This is a genomic window from Moraxella sp. CTOTU47616, assembly GCF_032017465.1.
Lineage (GTDB): Bacteria > Pseudomonadota > Gammaproteobacteria > Pseudomonadales > Moraxellaceae > Faucicola > Faucicola tetraodonis.
Map to the genome: position 1 here is coordinate 327565 of NZ_DALZPU010000002.1, position 19050 is coordinate 346614.

The following is a 19050-nucleotide window of genomic DNA, read 5'->3' on the forward strand; positions in this document are numbered from 1 at the left end:
TTTTATCGTGTGAAATGTTATCGTGTGAAATGACATAAAAAAATACTTTACCACAATATGGCTAGTCGATGAATCATAAAGATAAGTCATCAATTGGTGGCTTATTGGGTTTAACTGGCTAGCAACTGCCAAAGTTGGCGTTTTAGGCGATAATCATCAAGCATATCTACCAGATAAGGCAGACGCTGTATCGGTTGTTCATCTAGACAGTCAGGCAATGGCGTTAATGCCCCCACCTTGGGATTGCCTTGATTGATACGGTATAAAAACCCTGAAAATCCTGCGACCGCCATCGGATAGCTGCTCATTAATTGCACCGTGGCTTTGGGTAAATGCTGGCTATCTGTGAGCAAAGGAAAGTTAAAAAAATGCACTGACGTTTTGAACCCACTGATGATTTGTTGCCATAACTGGTGTTGGCGGCTGTCCGTCTGCAAAAAATGACTGTCAACCACCAGTGTCCACTCACCCACGACTATCGCCTGCACATCAAAACTGGCAGTGAGCAATTCATCATTGAGCTGTTCATTATTGAATAGCTCATCACTCTGCCCTGCATCACTGTACCTATCATTATTTGGCGCAGGGTCGCTTTTTAAAGGTGAATCATGGGGTAAAGATAAATCGTTGGGTAAAGGTAAATCATGCGGGTGAAAATCTGCCAGACTCGTTGGGGGTAATTCTGCTACGCTCCCAACGGCATCATCCGCAATAACAGGATGATTGAAGTCTGGCGTTGTATCAATGGACGAAAAATTGCTAGTTAAACCAGTTTGAGATGGTTGTAACTGCTGTGGCATGGCAGCAAGGGTCTCAACCGCTTGATAGGAAGAAACAACCTCAAAATCTTCTAGATTATCAAACGTTTTGACAGGGCAATCTTGGCGCACCCAACGCGTAACACCCATCTGCGCCAGTATTTCGCTTTGCCAGGCATCGTACTGCTGCTCATCAAGGGTAAGGTCAGGCACAGTCATACCAATGTTAACTCAAGTTGAATGGGGCAACGCATTATAGCAACCTTATGGCAACCAAATACCCCTATTAAAAAATTATACAATCGGGGTGAGCGGCACAGTGACATCTGCATTTTGCCCACGATGACGCAGATAATGGTCTAACAGCACAATGGCAAGCATGGCTTCTGCTATCGGCGTAGCACGCACACCGACACAAGGATCATGCCGCCCTTTGGTTAGCATCTCTAATGCATTGCCGTGAATATCAATACTTTGACCCGGGGTGGTGATACTGGCAGTAGGTTTTAGCGCAATACTCACTACAATCGTTTGCCCTGATGAAATTCCCCCTAAAATTCCCCCGGCATGGTTGGCATTAAAGCCGTGCAAGGTTAACTCGTCGCGAGACTCATGCCCAAACTGTCCCGCCACTGCCATGCCATCGCCAATTTCAACGCCTTTGACTGCATTGATGCTCATCATCGCATGGGCAATATCCGCATCAAGCCTGTCAAACACAGGCTCACCCAATCCCACCGGTACACCCGATGCCAATATGGTAAGCTTTGCGCCACAGCTTGTTCCTTGCTCACGGCATTGGGTAATCAGCTGCTCAAACTTTGGCAAGGCATCTATATCCGCACAAAAAAATGGGTTACTGTTGACAAATTCCCAATCAATCGTATCTTCAGGTATGTGTTTGGCAACCACATCACCAATCTGGGTGACATAACCGCGGACTTCTACCCCCAGCCGTTGTTTCAAATATTTCTTGGCAATCGCGCCCGCTGCCACTCGCATTGCCGTTTCGCGCGCTGATGAGCGACCACCGCCACGATAATCGCGAAACCCATATTTCATGCTATAAGTATAATCGGCATGGTTGGGACGAAAGGTGTCTTTAATATCGCTATAATCTTTGGATTTTTGGTTGGTATTGCGAATTAAAAGCCCGATAGAAGTACCTGTCGTTTTACCCTCAAACACGCCAGAGATAATTTCAACTGCATCGTCTTCACGGCGCTGGGTCGCAAATTTTGAGGTACCGGGCTTACGACGATCCAAGTCAATTTGCAGATCTGCTTCGGTTAAAGGCAACCCTGGTGGCACGCCGTCAACGATTGCCATAAGTCCTGCGCCATGTGATTCGCCACAGGTGGTGACGGTAAAAACTTGCCCGATGGTATTGCCTGCCATTTATGCTCCGCTTAATTTATCATCAATACTTACAAATCAAATAATAGGTTTGTTGCACCCTGTTCATATATTGTTTTTTTTAGCCATTATCTAACTCGTTAAATCAACAAGCCCAATCAGCAAGTTAAAGATAGTAACCCCAAACAAGCGCTTACTTAAGAAGCGCTCACATACTGCTCAAAATATGCCCGATTTTCCATCAATTCATCATAATCCATGGCAAAAATCCCATGCCCGCCATGCGCAAAGGTTAACCAATCAAACTGAATTTCAGGATACGCTTGGCGCAGTGCCCATTCACTATCCCCCACCTCGCACACCAGCAAGCCGTCACGAGTCAGATAATCTGGGGCGTTGTATAAAATATGATGCACCAAATCCAAGCCATCTTGTCCCGCTGCCAACGCGTGGTCTGGCTCATGCAAGAACTCGGGTGGTAAATCTGCCATGGTTGCCGCATCAACATACGGCGGGTTGGTCACAATCAAATCATATTGATTTTCTGCAGGCACTTTTTCAAATAAGTTTGACTCAATCAAATTGACCTGATGGTTCATGTGGTGATGTTCCACATTGACCGCTGCCACTTCTAGGGCGTTTTTATCGATATCACTGGCATCGACCATTGCATCAGGGAAACGGCTTGCCAAGGCAATGGCAATACAGCCTGACCCTGTACACAAATCCAGCATACGCTCTGGTTGTGCTAACTGTTTATCATACAATCCGTGGTCATGAAATTTTTTGTCATTAGTAGTGCCAGCAATTTTTTCAACCAAATCATTCGGCTCAAAATACGGATAAAACTGCTGGCGAATCAGCTCAGCAATCGGTGAACGTGGAATCAATACCCGCTCATCCACATAAAATGGCAAATCGCAAAAATAAGATAAATTAATTAAATAACTCAAAGGTTTGCGTTCAACGATACGGCGCTGCAACAATGTCAACACTTCTGATTTTTCGCTATTGGTCAGGCGACAATCTAAAATTTGCTCATCGGCAGACCAATCAAGTGACAAGGTTTGTAGCACAATGGCAGAAGCCTCAGCAAACTCATCTGTGGTACCTTGCGCGACTACTACATCATACTCGCGTAATTTACTGACCCCAAAACGGATAAAATCGCGAATCGTTTTTAGGGTTTGGTGGGCTTCAGCAAACTCTTGCTGCATGGTGTCAAAGATGTCATCTGACTCGGTTTCTTCATCCATATCAAGTGCTTGCAAATCGATTTGCAAATCGATTTGCAAATCGTCAAAATTTTGTGAATCTTGATTTTGGTCAAAAGATGGCGTGTGAGAAACATTGGCTGATGCAAATGGCGATGATGACATAGTGGTTAACCTAAAAAATTTTGAATTAAAATTATAATATACTTTGATTTTTTTACAAATTATTTAACAAGATAAAGTCATTTAACAAATTAAAGGGTCGCAGATTTGTACAAGTAAATTTTTCATTATCGAGCTGCTCAATAAACATTGTAAAAATAAATGTTGCTCGCAGGGTTAAATATTTTAAACCCTTTTTTGCCTTAATCTTGCTATAAAAATACCGCTTGGTTAAAAAATTTTACCATTGTCTATGGTGCGATTTGTTAATGTTAGACTTAAAGCATGTAAATTCCCCTATGGGACAATTTATTCATACGACAATTTAACTGTTTAGCTGTGGAAAAATTTAACTATGCAGCAAGGTTTCATGGCGCAAGGTTGTTAAACGCTTTGGCAAACGCTACTTAGACTTAGATTGTCGTGCAGCTAACAAATGAGCCATTGCCTGAAAAGTTGGTTTTTATAGTATAATTGCTGCCAATTTATGCTTTTACTGTACGTTATTTATATTGTCCCTTATTTTTATTTGTTATTGCCGATTATTGAGTCAATCTATGAAAAAATTTGTATTATCTACCCTAGCTTGTCTGATTGCCAATCAAGCATTTGCAGCCACCAACACGGTCTCAGACACCACTACCGCCAAAACGGCACCCGCCACCAAAGCTGTTACCAAAACAACGACAACGACTAAAACTGCCACAACTAAAACTGCCACAACTAAAGCGGCCAGCGCCTCTACCGCAGCTGCGACTGCTAAAGAAACTACTACCGATAGTAAAACGGCTAAAAAATCGCAACCAGCCAAGTCCGCAGCTAGCGTCACACAATCTACCACCACGCCGAAACTCGCCTCGGCTACTGCGGTGACGGCGGCAAAACCAACGGCAGCAGCAACCGCAATCCCAGCCACCACCACGGCATTAGGCATTAAAGAAGATGCCACCCAAACAGGTATCGATAGTGACTATACTTCGGGTGCAGGTGTCGCAGGCGCCAGCTCTGAAGAAGTCAACAATACCACAACGGCTGCGCCAAATTTTGACCCGACAACAGTGGGTAACAATAAAACAGCAACAACACCTGCCAGTTTTTCTACCCTAAATTTGTCTGACTACGCACAGCTAGTCAATAGTGCCGACTGGAAACCTGGTCAAAATGTTAACTCAGCAACGACCTTAAAACTTCAAGCCTTGTTAGATTGGAATCATGCTTCACCGGGTCCGATTGATGGCGGCTGGGGTATGAATGCCAAAAAAGCGCTCAAAAATTTCCAAGCCATGCATGGACTACCCCAAGATGGCCGTATGAGCGCCGAAGTTTGGAAACTGTTAAATGAAAAAATTCCTGCCAATCAGCCTGTGTTGGTCGGTTATACCTTGACGCAAGAAGATATCAAAGGTCCGTATCAGCCAACACCGAGTGGTAGTGAAGCCAAATCTAAAATGAAAGGTCTATACTATCAAGACGTCCAAGAAATGTTGGCTGAACGTTTCCACATGGATATTCGCTATCTTAAAAAGCTTAATAGCGATAAAAAATTCACCGTAGGTGAAACCATCACCGTCTTTAACCCAGGTGCACCGCTCAATGAGAAAATCACCCGTTTGGTTGCCAAAAAAGCCGACAATATCTTATACGCTTATAATGGCGATAGATTAATTGCCACTTATCCTACCACGGTCGGTAGTAGTGATACACCGTCTCCTACGGGTACCTTTAGTATTGTCAATCGTGTTAAAAACCCTTGGTACCGCGCCAGTAGCGGTGAAGGCAAAGATAAAAAAGTGTTTATGTTGCCGCCAGGACCCAAAAGTCCAGTCGGTGTGGTATGGATGGGACTGAGTAAACCCTCATACGGGATTCATGGCTCGCCCGTTCCTGAAGGCATTAGCCGTCAAGCCTCGCACGGCTGTGTTCGCTTAACCAACTGGGATGTGCTTGAAGTGTATGCCAATGTTGATACAGGTACCAAGGTAGATTTACAGTAGCTGTTGAGCTACAGCGTTTAGCACCGTAGTCTAGCGTGAGTGCTATACACTTTTAACCTTATTAACCATAAAAAAACCGCTTAACTATTATTAGTTAAGCGGTTTTTTCAGTTAAACGGTTTTTGCTATGTATTAATTATCTAGTGAGCAACTGCATTATCAAAGCGCCATTTATGCTATGACAGTTAGGGTGTGACAGTCAAGGTGTGACAGGGGTTTTATTTACACCCAAACTCTGTAGTTTTTTTACCACTATCCAAGCAATCGGAATCGACAACACCAGCCCTACAATGGCTGCCATCACAATGTGTTGAGCCTCATCAAAACCGGTCACCAACGCAATGGTCATTAAAACACCAATAGTCACACCAGAAGCGATTGTAAAAATTGCGCTAAATAATTGCCAGTTCATAACAACTCCTTATCATTGCGTAAATAGATGTATTTGTTAGGTATAGTTATAGTCCAATTCCACACTCAAAACAAGGAAAAAAAAGATTAAACAAATGCACGACCTAAAACAATTGGTTATCAATTCCACATTTTTAGTAAGGTTTAATTTGAATCAAATCTATTGAGAAATCTAAAAAATCCGTGTTTTTTTCCGATTAATATCACCGAGGTCGAGGAATTTAATTGGCTTTATAAACATTGATGAAAAAAAATCCCACCCAATTTTTCAAGTTTGGTGGCACATTTTTTAGTAACTATTTTTAGTAACTATGACCCAATAACATGACTTGGTTAAAAAATTTGGGTAAAAAAATTTTCTGTAATCTGCTATGTTAGCGGTGTTTATCAATTGTTTAACACAGTAAAGGACAGAAGTATTTAACATGCATCAACAATTTTCTTTTTTCGCCGCTATCAAGCCATCTAAACGCCTAGCTACTAAACGCATAGGAAGTGCCGCTGCAGTAATTGGTTCAGCCCTAGCATTGGGCGGTTGCGCCTCTACCACAGGTACCGGTGTGATGGATGCTAATAGCACCATCGGCGCTGCCAACAATGTCGGCATGGCGATATTTAAAGCCGCGGTAAATCAACAATGCCAGACTCAATTACAAAACAACCAATACTGGCGCTTGGGCAGTGTGTTGATGACTTCCGAGAAGCAAGCGGAGTTAGCGAGCAATGTGTGTAGCTGCGTCAGCGAAAAAGCCCCGCAGTCCGTCACCATTGTCGATTTGACCACAGCAGCAGTCGACCCGGCCGCGCGCAATGTCATTGTGGCGCGTGCGGTATCGAATACCTTGCAGCAATGCGTGGGCGAATTTGTTAAGTAAATATTAACTTGCTACTGAGTGTGTGCTACTATATAATAGCGCACCTTGTTTATACCAATATAGTTAGATGATTCTAACTTAGGTGCATTCAATCTCCTTGCTGTTGACACGGGGTCAACGGCTGTTTAATCCGTGAGGAGTCTTTATGAGACATTATGAACTGGTATTATTGGTTCACCCAGACCAAAGCGACCAAGTGGTCGGCATGGTTGAGCGCTATATCAACTTAGTAAAAGAACAAGGTGGTGCTATCCATCGCCTAGAAGATTGGGGTCGTCGTCAATTAGCTTACCCAATCAACAAAGTTCACAAAGCTCACTATGTGCTATTAAACATTGAAGCGGGTCAACAAACGCTTGATGAGCTTGAAGAATTATTCCGTTATAACGATGCTATCATCCGTAGCTTAGTTATCCGTCGTGACGAAGCGATTACTGAAGAATCACCATTAGCAAAAAGTGCTGAAGAAAAACGTGCTCGTAAAGCTTCACGCCGTAACGATACAGCTCAAGATGACTATCAATCAAATGATGATGAGTCAGAAGTTGATGCTGAAGACAACAACGACGAATAATTAAGGAGACTAATCATGGCACGTTTTTATCGCCGCCGTAAATTTTGCCGTTTTACTGCTGAAGGCATTACCCATATCGATTATAAAGATATCGAAATCCTAAAACAGTATGTCACTGAAAGTGGCAAAATCGTACCAAGCCGTATCACTGGTACTTCAAACAAATATCAACGCCAATTGGCTGTAGCAATCAAACAAGCGCGTTATCTTGCGTTGGTTCCTTACACTGACAGCCAAAAATAAACCGAGGAGTGATATATGCAAGTTATTTTATTACAACGTATCGCTAACCTAGGTAAACTAGGCGATACTGTTAATGTAAAAGCAGGTTACGGCCGTAACTTCCTTGTACCACAAGGTAAAGCATTACCAGCCACTGCTTTTAACATCGAAAAATTTGAAGCACGCCGTGCAGAACTTGAAAAAGTAGAAGCTGATGAATTAGCCGCTGCTAATGCCCGTGCTGAAGCGCTACAAGACGTCAATGTTATCATCCGTGCAAAATCAGGTGATGAAGGCAAACTATTTGGCTCTATCGGTACTCGCGATATCGCCGATGCCTTAACCAAATCTGGTTTACCTGTTGACCGTTCAGAAGTTAAATTGCCTGAAGGTGCATTACGTCAAATTGGCGAATACAATGTTGATATCCAATTACATCACGATGTAATGACCAACATCCAAGTCACTATCTTGGCAGAAGATTCAGCTGCTTAATTGATAGTTTACTTTAAAAAAGAGATGGCTTTGCTGTCTCTTTTTTTTATTGTTTGCGGCGTAAAAATTCAACAAGAAAGCCTAAAATTCAAGCTGATTTCATTCAAAAAAATTGCCGTTTTTTTATATTTTTCTCATTAGAATTTGGATGGTTTTTTCGGTATATTGACTGTTCTATTTTGATGCGTGTGTTAGACTCACGATTTGCAACCGATAACTTTTAGCAAACTTTTGCCCTTTCAAACTATTTAAAATAACTTTATCACAGGTCATCATGGCAGACGATAAAACCAAAGAGAACGATCTTAAGAATACTTCGCTGACGCAGCACCAACCGCACAGTATGGACTTAGAAAAGTCCGTCCTAGCGTCGCTGATGAGCCTTGAAGAGTCGTTTGATCGCATCTCAGATATTATTACCAAATATGATTTTTATGCACAGCGCCATCAATATATTTTTGATGCCATCTCTCATCTTGCCAATGCCAATGAGCCGTATGATGCTACTATGGTCATGGACTGGCTGGATATGCAAAAACTGCTTGAACCTGCAGGTGGTAGCGATTATCTAGGCGATATCCTATCACAAAGCCCAGCGACGCTGTTTAACTTGACTGCTTATGCGCAGCGGGTCAGGGAATTTTCGACCTTACGCCAAATCATCAAAGCCGGCAGTCATATGCTAGAGCTTGCCTTTGACCCAAAAAATCAAAGTGTCAGTGATATTTTAGACACCGTTGAAAGCGAAATTTTTGCCATCAATGAAACCCATAGCCGCCAGTCAAAACACAAGGGTCCTACCCAACTAAGCGATGTTATTACCAATGTCGTCAACAATATCCAAGAACTTAAAGACCATCCTGAAGGCATGATTGGTCTTAAGACCCCGTTTGAAGAACTCAATAACAAAACCCAAGGGCTACAAGCAGGCGATCTCATTATCGTGGCAGCGCGTCCTTCGATGGGTAAAACCACATTTGCGATGAATTTGGCAGAGAGTATTTTATTTCATACCGATTTACCGGTGGTGGTGTTTTCGATGGAAATGCCTGCCGAGTCGATTGTGATGCGTCTATTGTCTTCTTGGGGGGCTATCAACCAAACGCATTTGCGCTCAGGCCAAATGAACGAAGATGAATGGGGTAAACTTTCCAATGCCATCGCCCATCTGCATGCTAAAAAATTGTATATCGATGACAGTACCGCGCTCCCCCCATCTGAGGTTCGTTCGCGTTGTCGCCGTATTGCCAAAGACAATGATGGCAAACTTGGGATGGTAATGGTTGACTATCTACAATTGATGAAAGTGCCAGGCTTAGGCGACAACCGTGTGGGTGAGATTTCGGAGATTTCACGAAGCTTAAAAGCGCTTGCGCGTGAGATGAATTGCCCGGTGGTCGCTTTATCACAGTTAAATCGAAGTTTAGAAAATCGCCCCAACAAACGCCCGATTATGTCGGACTTACGCGAGTCGGGTGCCATTGAGCAGGATGCCGATTTGATTATGTTCATTTATCGTGATGAGGTTTATAATGAAAACAGCGATGCTAAAGGCACGGCTGAAATCATTATCGGTAAACAGCGTAATGGACCTATTGGGACAGTGCGCCTCTCCTTTGAAGGGCAATTTACCCGTTTTGGTAACCTAACCCCTGAATTTTACCAAACCGCTTCCTTTAGCGAACCTGATGAATAAAAATTTTACTGCAACAAGGTCAAGATTGTGCGTCAAACCAGCATCACCATCGATTTAGCAGCGCTTAGCCATAACTTACAACGCGTCAAAGATTATGCCCCGACCGCCAAGGTGTTAGCCATGGTGAAAGCCAATGCCTACGGACATGGCGCCGTCAACTGTTTACCCGCCGTAGCACAAGCCGATGCCCTAGGTGTCGCTTGTTTGCAAGAAGCGATAGAACTACAACAGGCGGGCTGGCAAAAATTAATGGTAGTGATTGAAGGCGCGTTTTCGTTAGCAGAATGGCAATATTGTATAGCGCATCAAATCGAGTGCGTGGTGCATCACCAACGCCAATTAGACTGGGCGTTGCAGCAGCCTGCAAAGAAAGGCGCAACCCTCTGGCTAAAACTAAACACCGGCATGAACCGCCTTGGCTTTACATCAGGTGAAATCAGGGAAATTGCCCAGCAATTAACTGAGGCAGGCTACGAGCTTGTTTTGACCACCCATTTTGCCAACGCTGATGTCATCGATCATCCCAATAACCAACAACAGTTTGAATTATTTGATTCAACCTTACAAATGCTACGTGACCAAGTCAACCCAGCAATTAAAGGCTCATTGTGTAATTCAGCTGGGATTGTCAACTGGTCAGACCGCCATTATGATTGGGTGCGCCCAGGCATTATCTTGTATGGGGCAACGCCTGTAAATCATGCCACTGCCAAACAGCTAGATCTGCAACCCGTCATGCATTTTAACGCCAGTATTATGGCAATTCATACGCTAAAAGCGGGTGATAGCGTGGGTTATGGTAGTCGCTGGACTGCCCAAGCCCCAGCGCGCATCGGTATTGTCAGTGTGGGTTATGCTGATGGTTATCCAAGGGTGATTAGCGATGATGCGTATGTCGTCGTCGCAGGTCAACAGGCGCCTATCATCGGTCGCGTGGCAATGGATATGTTGATGGTTGATTTAACCCATACTACCGATGTAAACCTTGACTGCCTTGTCCAGCTTTGGGGTAACGCACCGAGCATTGATGAGGTGGGTAGCTGGAATGATACCATTAGCTATGAGCTGTTAAGCGTGGTCACCCGACGTCCAACGTGGATTTATCAGTCGTAACTGTTAATTATTTCACTGAGGTTAAAGTGACACAAATGCGTCAATTTGCTAGACAGTTTGGATAAATCCGCTATACTGATAGTTTACTGTAATGTTTATTGACAAAATTGGGATGTAGGACAGGCAATGAGTACCCGCCATTTTTTGACGTTATTGGATTTTAGCAAAGAAGAATTGATGCAAGTGATTAAACGCGGTAGCGAACTGCGTTTGATGCAGCATGAAGGGGTTATTTATCAGCCTTTTGTCGGTCGTACCTTGGGGATGATCTTTGAAAAATCGAGTACCCGTACCCGTATTTCGTTTGAAACAGGGATGGGACAGTTTGGCGGTCATGCCATATTTCTATCACCGCGCGATACCCAGCTAGGTCGTGGCGAACCGATTGAAGATTCAGCACGTGTCATCTCACGCATGGTCGATATCGTCATGATTCGCACCTTTGAACACAGTATTGTTGAAAAATTCGCCCAGTATTCACAAGTGCCTGTTATCAATGCACTCACTGACGAGCAGCATCCTTGTCAGCTACTAGCCGACATCCAAACCTTTATAGAGCACCGTGGTAGCATCGAAGGCAAAACAGTGACTTGGATTGGGGATGGCAATAATATGTGCGCTTCTTTTATCCATGCTGCGCATCAATTTGGCTTTCAACTGCGGGTTTCCGCGCCTTATGGGTTTGAACCCAATGCCGACCTCATCAAGCAGTATTCGCACTGTGTTGAGCTGGTCGAAGATGTTAATGAGGCGGTCAAAGGCTCGCATTTGGTCGCCACCGATGTATGGGCAAGTATGGGGCAAGAGAGCGAGCAAAATACTCGTGCGCGGCGATTTGCCCAGTATATGGTGACCCGCTCATTACTGGATAAAGCCGATCCAGACGTATTATTTATGCATTGTCTGCCTGCCCACCGCGGCGAAGAAATCTCCTATGATTTGCTTGAGGATCCGCGCGCTGTGGTATGGGATGAAGCCGAAAATCGTCTGCATGCCCAAAAAGCGCTGATGGAATTCTTGTTAACCGATAAAATCAAACTCGCCTAGTCTATGTGGCTTGGGCGTTATCTTTGCGCCCTGCGCTGCCATTATCATTATCTTAACCGCTCTAATTCTTAACCGATAAAGTAAACGGAACATACCCCATGTACTTTGTGCTCTCGCCTGCCAAAAATTTGAATGAAAAAAATGATTTACCTTTTGATTTTAGCCACCATTACACCCAGCCTGCTTTGATGGCGCACGCTTGCGAATTGATGAGTGAATTAAAAACATTAGCGCCAACCGATTTGTCGGCGTTGATGAGTATCTCAGCTAAACTTGGGCAATTAAATGCCGTGCGCAACCAAAATTGGCGATGGGATACTACCCAGCCATTTAGTACCGATCATGCTGACATACCTGCTAAAGCGGCGCTGTATTTATTTGATGGTGATGTCTATACAGGTTTGGCAGCGAAGCAAATGACTGAACAACAAGTCCATTATGTCAATGAGCGATTAGGAATATTGTCTGGGTTGTACGGCTTGTTAAAGCCGCTTGATTTGATGCTACCTTATCGCTTGGAAATGGGCACAAAACTAAAAAATCCTAGAGGCGATAATTTGTATCAATTTTGGGGCGATACGCTTGCCAATCTCATCAATCAACGCATGGCAGAAAATAAACACAAAGTTTTGGTAAACTTGGCTTCCAACGAATACTTCAAGGCGGTTAATCCCAAAAAAATCAGCGCGGATATTATCACGCCCCGTTTTGAAGACGGCAAAGATGGTCAATATAAAGTGGTAAGTTTCTATGCCAAAAAGGCACGCGGCTTGATGGTGCGTTTTGCCGCTGAAAATCAGCTGACAACCGCGCAACAGTTAAAAGACTTTAACTTGGAAGGCTATCAGTTTGTTGAAAATGCTTCAAGCTCAACTGAGTATGTTTTTAGACGGGATAATGATTAACTGCGCCGCCATTTAACGCAAAATATTCGCCCATAAATCCACACTCATACTATCTTTTAACACATTTTTATTGAATACACCGATGGTGTTGGCTTGTGGTAGTGAAGCGGTCGGTAGTTCCATCGTCATGGTTGTGATAATTTCCCTAATTAAAAAACCCTATTAAACTGAAGTTTAATAGGGTTTTAATTTTAGCTAAATGGCTTGAGTAGGATATAATCTTTAGATTACATCATGCCGCCCATACCACCCATGCCGCCCATACCACCCATGGCAGCAGCGCCAGCGTCGTCTTTTGGCAGGTCAGTAATCATTGCTTCTGTCGTAAGCATCAAGCCTGCCACAGATGCTGCGTTTTCAAGCGCTGAGCGAGTGACTTTGGCTGGGTCTAAGATACCCATTTCAAGCATATCGCCATATTCACCAGTCGCTGCGTTGTAACCGTAGTTACCTTGACCGCCTTTGACTTGGTTTACCACCACAGATGCTTCATCACCTGCGTTGGTCACGATTTGACGAAGTGGTGCTTCCATCGCACGGCGTAAAATGTTGATACCCGCGGCTTGGTCGTCATTGTCACCATTGACATTGTCAAGCGCAGAGATAGCACGAACCAATGCCACACCACCACCTGCTACAACGCCTTCTTCGACGGCAGCACGAGTTGCATGCAAGGCATCATCCACACGGTCTTTTTTCTCTTTCATTTCAGTTTCAGTCGCCGCACCGACTTTGATAACTGCCACACCGCCTGCGAGTTTAGCAATACGCTCTTGTAGCTTTTCTTTGTCATAATCAGAGGTTGATTCTTCCACTTGGCGACGGATAGAGGCAACACGATCATCGATTTCAGTTTTTTGACCGGCACCATCGACAATCACAGTGTTTTCTTTACCAACCGTCACTTTTTTGGCAGTACCTAATACTGATAAATCCGCAGTTTCTAAGCTCATGCCCAGTTCTTCTGATACAACTGTACCACCCGTTAAGATTGCGATATCTTGAAGCATCGCTTTACGACGGTCACCAAAACCAGGGGCTTTGACAGCACAAACTTTTAAACCGCCGCGCATGTTATTCACAACTAAAGTTGCCAAGGCTTCGTTTTCAACATCTTCAGCAATGATCAGTAAGGCTTTACCAGATTTCATCACGTTTTCAAGCAGTGGAATCAACTCACGGATATTGCTGATTTTTTTGTCGACTAACAAGATTAATGGGTTTTCTAGTTCAGCGGTCAACGTATCTGCTTTATTGGCAAAGTATGGGCTGATGTAGCCACGATCAAATTGCATACCTTCAACGACTTCAAGGGTATCTTCAAAGCCTGAACCTTCTTCAACTGTGATTACGCCTTCTTTACCCACTTTTTCCATCGCTTGAGCGATTAAGTCACCGATAGTTTGGTCAGAGTTAGCTGAGATAGAGCCAACTTGTGCGATGGCTTTAGTGTCATTGGCTGGGGTTGAAAACGCGTGGATTTGTGCAACAACAGCACGTACACCTTTATCGATACCACGTTTTAAGTCCATTGGGTTCATGCCAGCGGCAACTGATTTCATGCCTTCTTGCAAAATCGCTTGGGCTAAAACAGTCGCTGTGGTAGTACCGTCACCTGCAACATCATTGGTTTTGCTTGCAACTTCACGGACCAGCTGTGCACCCATGTTCTCAAATTTGTCATCAAGTTCGATTTCTTTAGCCACTGATACGCCATCTTTAGTGATGGTGGGTGCGCCAAAAGATTTGTCGATAACCACGTTACGACCTTTAGGGCCTAATGTCACTTTAACCGCATTTGCCAATACGTTGACGCCATCAATCATTTTTGCACGGGCATCAATACCAAATTTTACATCTTTAGCCATGTTAAATTCTCCAAATTATAAATTTTTATTTGTATAAGGTAGTCCAAATTGCTACCACGGTTGCTATCAATTACTTTACCAAGTACTTAACCAGTTAGATTAAGACCAGGTAAATTAAGACTAAGTAAATTAGCTTTTGGGTAAAAAACGATTGTTTAAAGTAATGACTGATTAACCTTCAATCACACCCAATACATCACTTTCTTTCATAATCAATAATTCTTCACCATCTACTTTAACCGTTGAGCCGGCATATTGACCAAAGAGTACTTTGTCGCCGACTTTGACATCGAGCGCACGTACATCACCGTTTTCACGGATTTGACCATTACCTACTGCAATGACTTCACCTTGAGACGGTTTTTCTTGGGCGCCGCCTGCTAGCAATAAACCGCCAGCTGTTTTTTGTTCTTCTTCGCTGCGACGCACGACGATACGATCATGTAAAGGACGAATTGCCATAATCTACTCCATAAATTAACTGTTAAATTATTGTTTGAAAGCCGTAGTTAGCTTTGAAAGCTGTGATCAGCTCAGAGGTTGGCTCAAAAGACCCCCTCTATTTTGCCGACCACAAAAAGATGATAACTATCTGTTTACATAAATAATCATATGCTTATGACATGTTATCAATTCACTGTCTAACAGTGGGGATGTATGCCAATTTGTTCAAGCAGAAAATTACGAAATTTTGCAATTTGTTGTCAATTTTTTAACCCCTTCACCCAAATACCTCATAAAGACTGTCGTTTATTGCACAATCACAATCTTTTGTTAACTGGCTTGTATTTGCTTGCCATCAATACTACTGTATGCATACCAAATAGATTTAACCTTATCTGATGAACGTTATTTGATGGATGAAACATGAAAAATTCTTTAGTAAAAAAACTGTTAGTAAGTACTTCACTCGTGTCAGCGATGGCTATCACTTCTATAGCGAATGCGGCAGTTGCCCCTTTTAATGCAACCTATAATTTTAATATTGAAGGCAAATATAATGGTACCGCAAGCCGTGTATTGACCCAAACTGGCAATCAGTATTTTTATAATGTTAATGCAAGTGTCGGTAAATTAGCCAGTGCCAAGCAAACCGCCAATTTTGTCAATACCAATGGCGCTATCTTACCGGTGAGCGCATTAACCCAATACAAAATCTTAGGGACGGGTCGAACTACCACATTAAACTTTAATAACGCAAAAAAACAACTGGTCACCAATTATAAAGGTCAAAACAAAGTCATTGCTTTGCCACAGCCTGCGTATGATGATTTAAGTTTAGAAATTCAAATTCGGGAAGATTTAAAAGCAGGCAAGTTCCGTGGTAACTATTACATGGCAGATCGCAATACCGTTGAAGCGGTGCCCTTCAAAAAATCTGCCATGACTCGCATTACCGTGCCAGCGGGTACTTTTGATGTGGTGCGTATCGATCGCGTGCATGATGACAAAGACCGTCAAACCAGTTTTTGGTTAGCCCCAAAACTTGATTATTTACCTGTCAAAGTGGTTCAAAACAATGATGGTAAAAAAATGGAAATGAATTTGACTAGAGTAAATTAATACTTTGTTATTCTTTGACTCAAACACCGATTATATTAATCGGTGTTTTGTTATGTTTATGTCACTATAAATACGCTATTAGTGACTTATCAGGTCAGAAATTGGCGCTATTTTTGTAAGCCATAAGTTGTCAAGGCGTAAGTTTTTAACTATTCTTTGTGGGTCCATTGGAAGGCCTCACTATCCTGTCTAAGTTTCTCATACCTTTTAGCAACCTTTAGCAAGCTCTCCAATTCGCACTTTATCAATATCCATGTAAAAGGGAGTATTTCATGTCATTAAGATTGCAATCCTTAACACTCGCTATTGCCAGCATTTCATTTGCTAGCGCTGCCCAAGCCGCAGGGCTTGACCGCTCAACTCAGCCAAGTTGGGGGTTTACGCAAGATGGCACTTTTGCGTACATCGAACGAATCACCATCGACCCATCGATTAGTGGCAAAGACAATGCGGCCACCACCCCTTCGCCAACTACGTATGAAGAAGGTCGCGATATTAATAACATGGCGCTAAACTATGATTTTATCAATTATGGGGCAAAAGCAGACGTCAACGATAAAGTCAGTGTGGGTGTGTTTTTTGACCAGCCGTGGGGCGCGGATGTTGAGTTCACCGGCAATAATAACTTTGTCAATGGTACAGTCAGCGCGCAGCAGGTTGCTGCTGCAGGACAAGCGGCGCAAGCCGCCGCCACAGCTGCAAAAACTGCCGCTGCTGCTTATCAAGCAGATCCAACCAACCAAACACTCGCTTATAACGCGGCTACCGCGGTTAAAACCGCACAGCAAGCAGGGGCAGCCTACAATCTAGCAAGCAATATCGCTCAGCATCCCAACGAAGGTACCAATGCCTCCGTTGATAGTAAAAACTTCACGGGTTTGGTGGGGGTCAAATTTGGCGAAAAAAATAACTGGCAAGTATATGGCGGGCCGGTATTACAAAAATTAGAAGGTGAAGTGCATTTACGCGGTACAGCCTACAATTCGACCCAAGGTTATGATGGTATCTTTGCCCAATCGAATGGTTATGGTTGGATGGCAGGTTTGGCCTATAGCAAACCTGAAATTGCGCTTAAAGCGGCGTTGACTTATCGCTCTGAAATTGATCATGACACCGTAGCGTATGAATACATGCCAGCAACTGGCGAATCAGGCAGTTATGACATGACCATCACTACCCCAAAATCTGTGAATGTTGACTTTCAAACAGGTCTTAATCCAACCACGCTGTTGACCGCAAAACTGCGCTGGGTACCTTGGAGTGATTTTTCAATCAAACCACCCCTGTATAATGCAACGACCAAAAAAGCCACAGGGGCGGATTTTAAACCCCTATATCCCAATGGTTTAAACTTGATTGATTACTCAGATGATGGCTGGGCAGCAGAACTGGGCTTGGGTAAAAAATTAAGTAATCAATGGGCAGTATCAGGCTCAGTGGGCTGGGATAGCGGCGCGGGTGATCCCACCACCACCTTAGGGCCTGTCGAAGGTCATTGGAATGTGGGTCTAGGCGCCAAGTACAATGTTACACCCGAAGTCGCCGTGTCAGCAGGCGTGAAATACTTGATGTTTGGCGATGCCAAATCAAAAATCCCCAATGGCGACTTAGTGGGTGATTTCCAAAATAACGATGCTTGGATTTACGGGCTGCGTTTAACTTATCAGAAAAAATAAGTCTCATAAAAAAAGCCTATCACATCGATAGGCTTTTTTTTATGTCGAACCATTAATCGCGATGTTTACCATCCACCTCTAATCCTAACATATCAAGCAAGGCTGCCATGCTTGCAGATACCGTGATATTGGGGTTAGTGACCAACCCCAAATAGCGTTGTAACTCAACGGGGGTATCCATGTTAATCGGCTGTAAATCTTGATTGACTAACGTCTGCGGTAACACCGACCAGCCTAGCCCAACCGATACCAACATACGAATCGACTCCAGCGGATTGGTGCTCATGGTGGCATACGGTTTTAAGTTATATTTGGCAAATTCAGCTAAAGTGATTTGGCTGGTAAAGGTATTGGCGGCGGGTAGAATCGCTGGATAATTTGCCAATTGCTCAAGCGTCACGTTCATTTTATGCGCCAGTGGCGATAAAACACCCGTCACAAAATGCAGCGGATCTGACCATAGCATATGATAATTTAGACGTTTATCATACACAGGGGGTAGCGTTAAAAAAGCCAATGACAAGTCGCCATCAAGGACTGCTTTATGCGCTTGCTCGGAATCGACAAAATGCACTTCAAGCTGTACTGCAGGATAGCTTTGGATAAATTGTTTGAGGACAGCTGGCAGATGATGTAAGCCAATATGATGACTGGTACCAATAATCAGTTTGCCTGATACCGTTTGCTGGCGGTTTTTAAGATTAATTTTTAGATTATCGTAATCATCTAGCCAGCGTTTGGCATGGGGTATCAAGTCATGCGCCGCTTGGGTTGGGATAATACCACGACCCACTGTATCAAAAAGGGTGACATCAAATTCGTCTTCTAAGTTTTTGATACGCTTACTTACTGCAGGCTGTGTAATAAATAATTTATCAGCCGCCTGCGAGATACTACCTGTTTGCATAACCGCTAAAAAAGTATTTAAATTTGTGGTATTCATCTTTCCCCCAACAATAAAATCCTACCATTTGATATAAATAAAAGTTTCATTCTTTAAAAAATACATTAAATAAGATTATAAGATAACGTATGGACAAATACAATTTATTTAATCGTCCAATACATTCCTAAAATTTTTATAAAATATAAAAATCATCAATTAAAATTATCATTTTTCT

18 protein-coding genes are annotated in these 19050 nt (G+C 43.3%); 11 read left to right on the top strand and 7 right to left on the bottom strand.

Going from position 1 to position 19050, the window contains the following annotated elements; genetic code table 11:
• Positions 1–110: 110 nt before the first annotated feature.
• The 3 genes from RTS10_RS03610 to prmB form a co-directional block, all read right to left on the bottom strand.
• Positions 111–977 carry a hypothetical protein gene (locus RTS10_RS03610; RefSeq protein WP_312539283.1) on the bottom strand — a complete coding sequence of 289 codons (867 nt, stop codon included), beginning with the start codon at positions 975–977 and terminating at the stop codon, positions 111–113.
• Positions 978–1052: 75 nt separating this feature from the next.
• Positions 1053–2156: a chorismate synthase gene (aroC, locus tag RTS10_RS03615; protein ID WP_312539284.1), complete on the bottom strand. Its 1104-nt coding sequence runs from the start codon at positions 2154–2156 to the stop codon at positions 1053–1055.
• 155 nt (positions 2157–2311) lie between these two features.
• Positions 2312–3370, bottom strand: coding sequence for a 50S ribosomal protein L3 N(5)-glutamine methyltransferase (gene prmB, locus RTS10_RS03620; protein ID WP_312539359.1), 1059 nt, complete (start codon positions 3368–3370; stop codon positions 2312–2314).
• Between the two features lie 677 nt (positions 3371–4047).
• Here prmB and RTS10_RS03625 point away from each other — a divergent pair.
• Positions 4048–5484: a L,D-transpeptidase family protein gene (locus RTS10_RS03625; protein WP_312539285.1), complete on the top strand. Its 1437-nt coding sequence runs from the start codon at positions 4048–4050 to the stop codon at positions 5482–5484.
• A 199-nt stretch (positions 5485–5683) separates the two neighbouring features.
• On the opposite strand, the gene RTS10_RS03630 is transcribed toward RTS10_RS03625, so the two are convergent.
• The gene (locus tag RTS10_RS03630; protein ID WP_312539286.1) at positions 5684–5896 is read right to left on the bottom strand and encodes a hypothetical protein; all 213 of its coding nucleotides are present in this window, start codon (positions 5894–5896) and stop codon (positions 5684–5686) included.
• Positions 5897–6320: 424 nt separating this feature from the next.
• On the opposite strand from RTS10_RS03630, the gene RTS10_RS03635 reads away from it, so the two are divergent.
• From RTS10_RS03635 to yaaA, 8 genes are all read left to right on the top strand, one after another.
• Positions 6321–6770, top strand: coding sequence for a hypothetical protein (locus RTS10_RS03635; protein ID WP_312539288.1), 450 nt, complete (start codon positions 6321–6323; stop codon positions 6768–6770).
• Between the two features lie 145 nt (positions 6771–6915).
• Positions 6916–7344 carry a 30S ribosomal protein S6 gene (gene rpsF / locus RTS10_RS03640; RefSeq protein ID WP_007114929.1) on the top strand — a complete coding sequence of 143 codons (429 nt, stop codon included), beginning with the start codon at positions 6916–6918 and terminating at the stop codon, positions 7342–7344.
• A 15-nt stretch (positions 7345–7359) separates the two neighbouring features.
• The gene (gene rpsR, locus RTS10_RS03645) at positions 7360–7587 is read left to right on the top strand and encodes a 30S ribosomal protein S18 (RefSeq protein WP_036594162.1); all 228 of its coding nucleotides are present in this window, start codon (positions 7360–7362) and stop codon (positions 7585–7587) included.
• A gap of 15 nt (positions 7588–7602) precedes the next feature.
• On the top strand, positions 7603–8061 hold the full coding sequence (gene rplI, locus RTS10_RS03650) for a 50S ribosomal protein L9 (RefSeq protein WP_060994380.1): 459 nt from the start codon (positions 7603–7605) through the stop codon (positions 8059–8061).
• A gap of 274 nt (positions 8062–8335) precedes the next feature.
• Positions 8336–9757 (top strand): replicative DNA helicase, encoded by a 1422-nt coding sequence (gene dnaB / locus RTS10_RS03655; protein ID WP_099834203.1) that lies wholly within the window; start codon positions 8336–8338, stop codon positions 9755–9757.
• A gap of 27 nt (positions 9758–9784) precedes the next feature.
• Positions 9785–10870 (top strand): alanine racemase, encoded by a 1086-nt coding sequence (alr, locus tag RTS10_RS03660; protein WP_312539289.1) that lies wholly within the window; start codon positions 9785–9787, stop codon positions 10868–10870.
• Positions 10871–10996: 126 nt separating this feature from the next.
• On the top strand, positions 10997–11917 hold the full coding sequence (argF, locus tag RTS10_RS03665) for an ornithine carbamoyltransferase (protein WP_096489138.1): 921 nt from the start codon (positions 10997–10999) through the stop codon (positions 11915–11917).
• A gap of 98 nt (positions 11918–12015) precedes the next feature.
• A complete protein-coding gene (gene yaaA / locus RTS10_RS03670) occupies positions 12016–12822 on the top strand; it encodes a peroxide stress protein YaaA (protein WP_312539291.1) in 807 nt (268 codons plus the stop codon).
• A gap of 227 nt (positions 12823–13049) precedes the next feature.
• Here the strand turns inward: yaaA and groL are convergent, their stop codons facing one another.
• Together groL and RTS10_RS03680 are read right to left on the bottom strand one after the other, a co-directional pair.
• Positions 13050–14690 carry a chaperonin GroEL gene (gene groL, locus RTS10_RS03675; RefSeq protein ID WP_007114919.1) on the bottom strand — a complete coding sequence of 547 codons (1641 nt, stop codon included), beginning with the start codon at positions 14688–14690 and terminating at the stop codon, positions 13050–13052.
• A 171-nt stretch (positions 14691–14861) separates the two neighbouring features.
• Complete coding sequence (locus tag RTS10_RS03680) at positions 14862–15155, bottom strand: co-chaperone GroES (RefSeq protein WP_197931485.1); 294 nt, start codon at positions 15153–15155, stop codon at positions 14862–14864.
• A 402-nt stretch (positions 15156–15557) separates the two neighbouring features.
• On the opposite strand from RTS10_RS03680, the gene RTS10_RS03685 reads away from it, so the two are divergent.
• Complete coding sequence (locus RTS10_RS03685) at positions 15558–16253, top strand: DUF3108 domain-containing protein (RefSeq protein WP_312539293.1); 696 nt, start codon at positions 15558–15560, stop codon at positions 16251–16253.
• A gap of 272 nt (positions 16254–16525) precedes the next feature.
• Entirely contained in the window at positions 16526–17929 is a 1404-nt protein-coding gene (locus tag RTS10_RS03690; protein ID WP_312539294.1) for a hypothetical protein, read from the top strand.
• Positions 17930–17981: 52 nt separating this feature from the next.
• Here RTS10_RS03690 and RTS10_RS03695 read toward each other — a convergent pair whose 3' ends face one another.
• A complete protein-coding gene (locus RTS10_RS03695) occupies positions 17982–18872 on the bottom strand; it encodes a LysR family transcriptional regulator (protein ID WP_095356087.1) in 891 nt (296 codons plus the stop codon).
• Positions 18873–19050 lie beyond the last annotated feature (178 nt).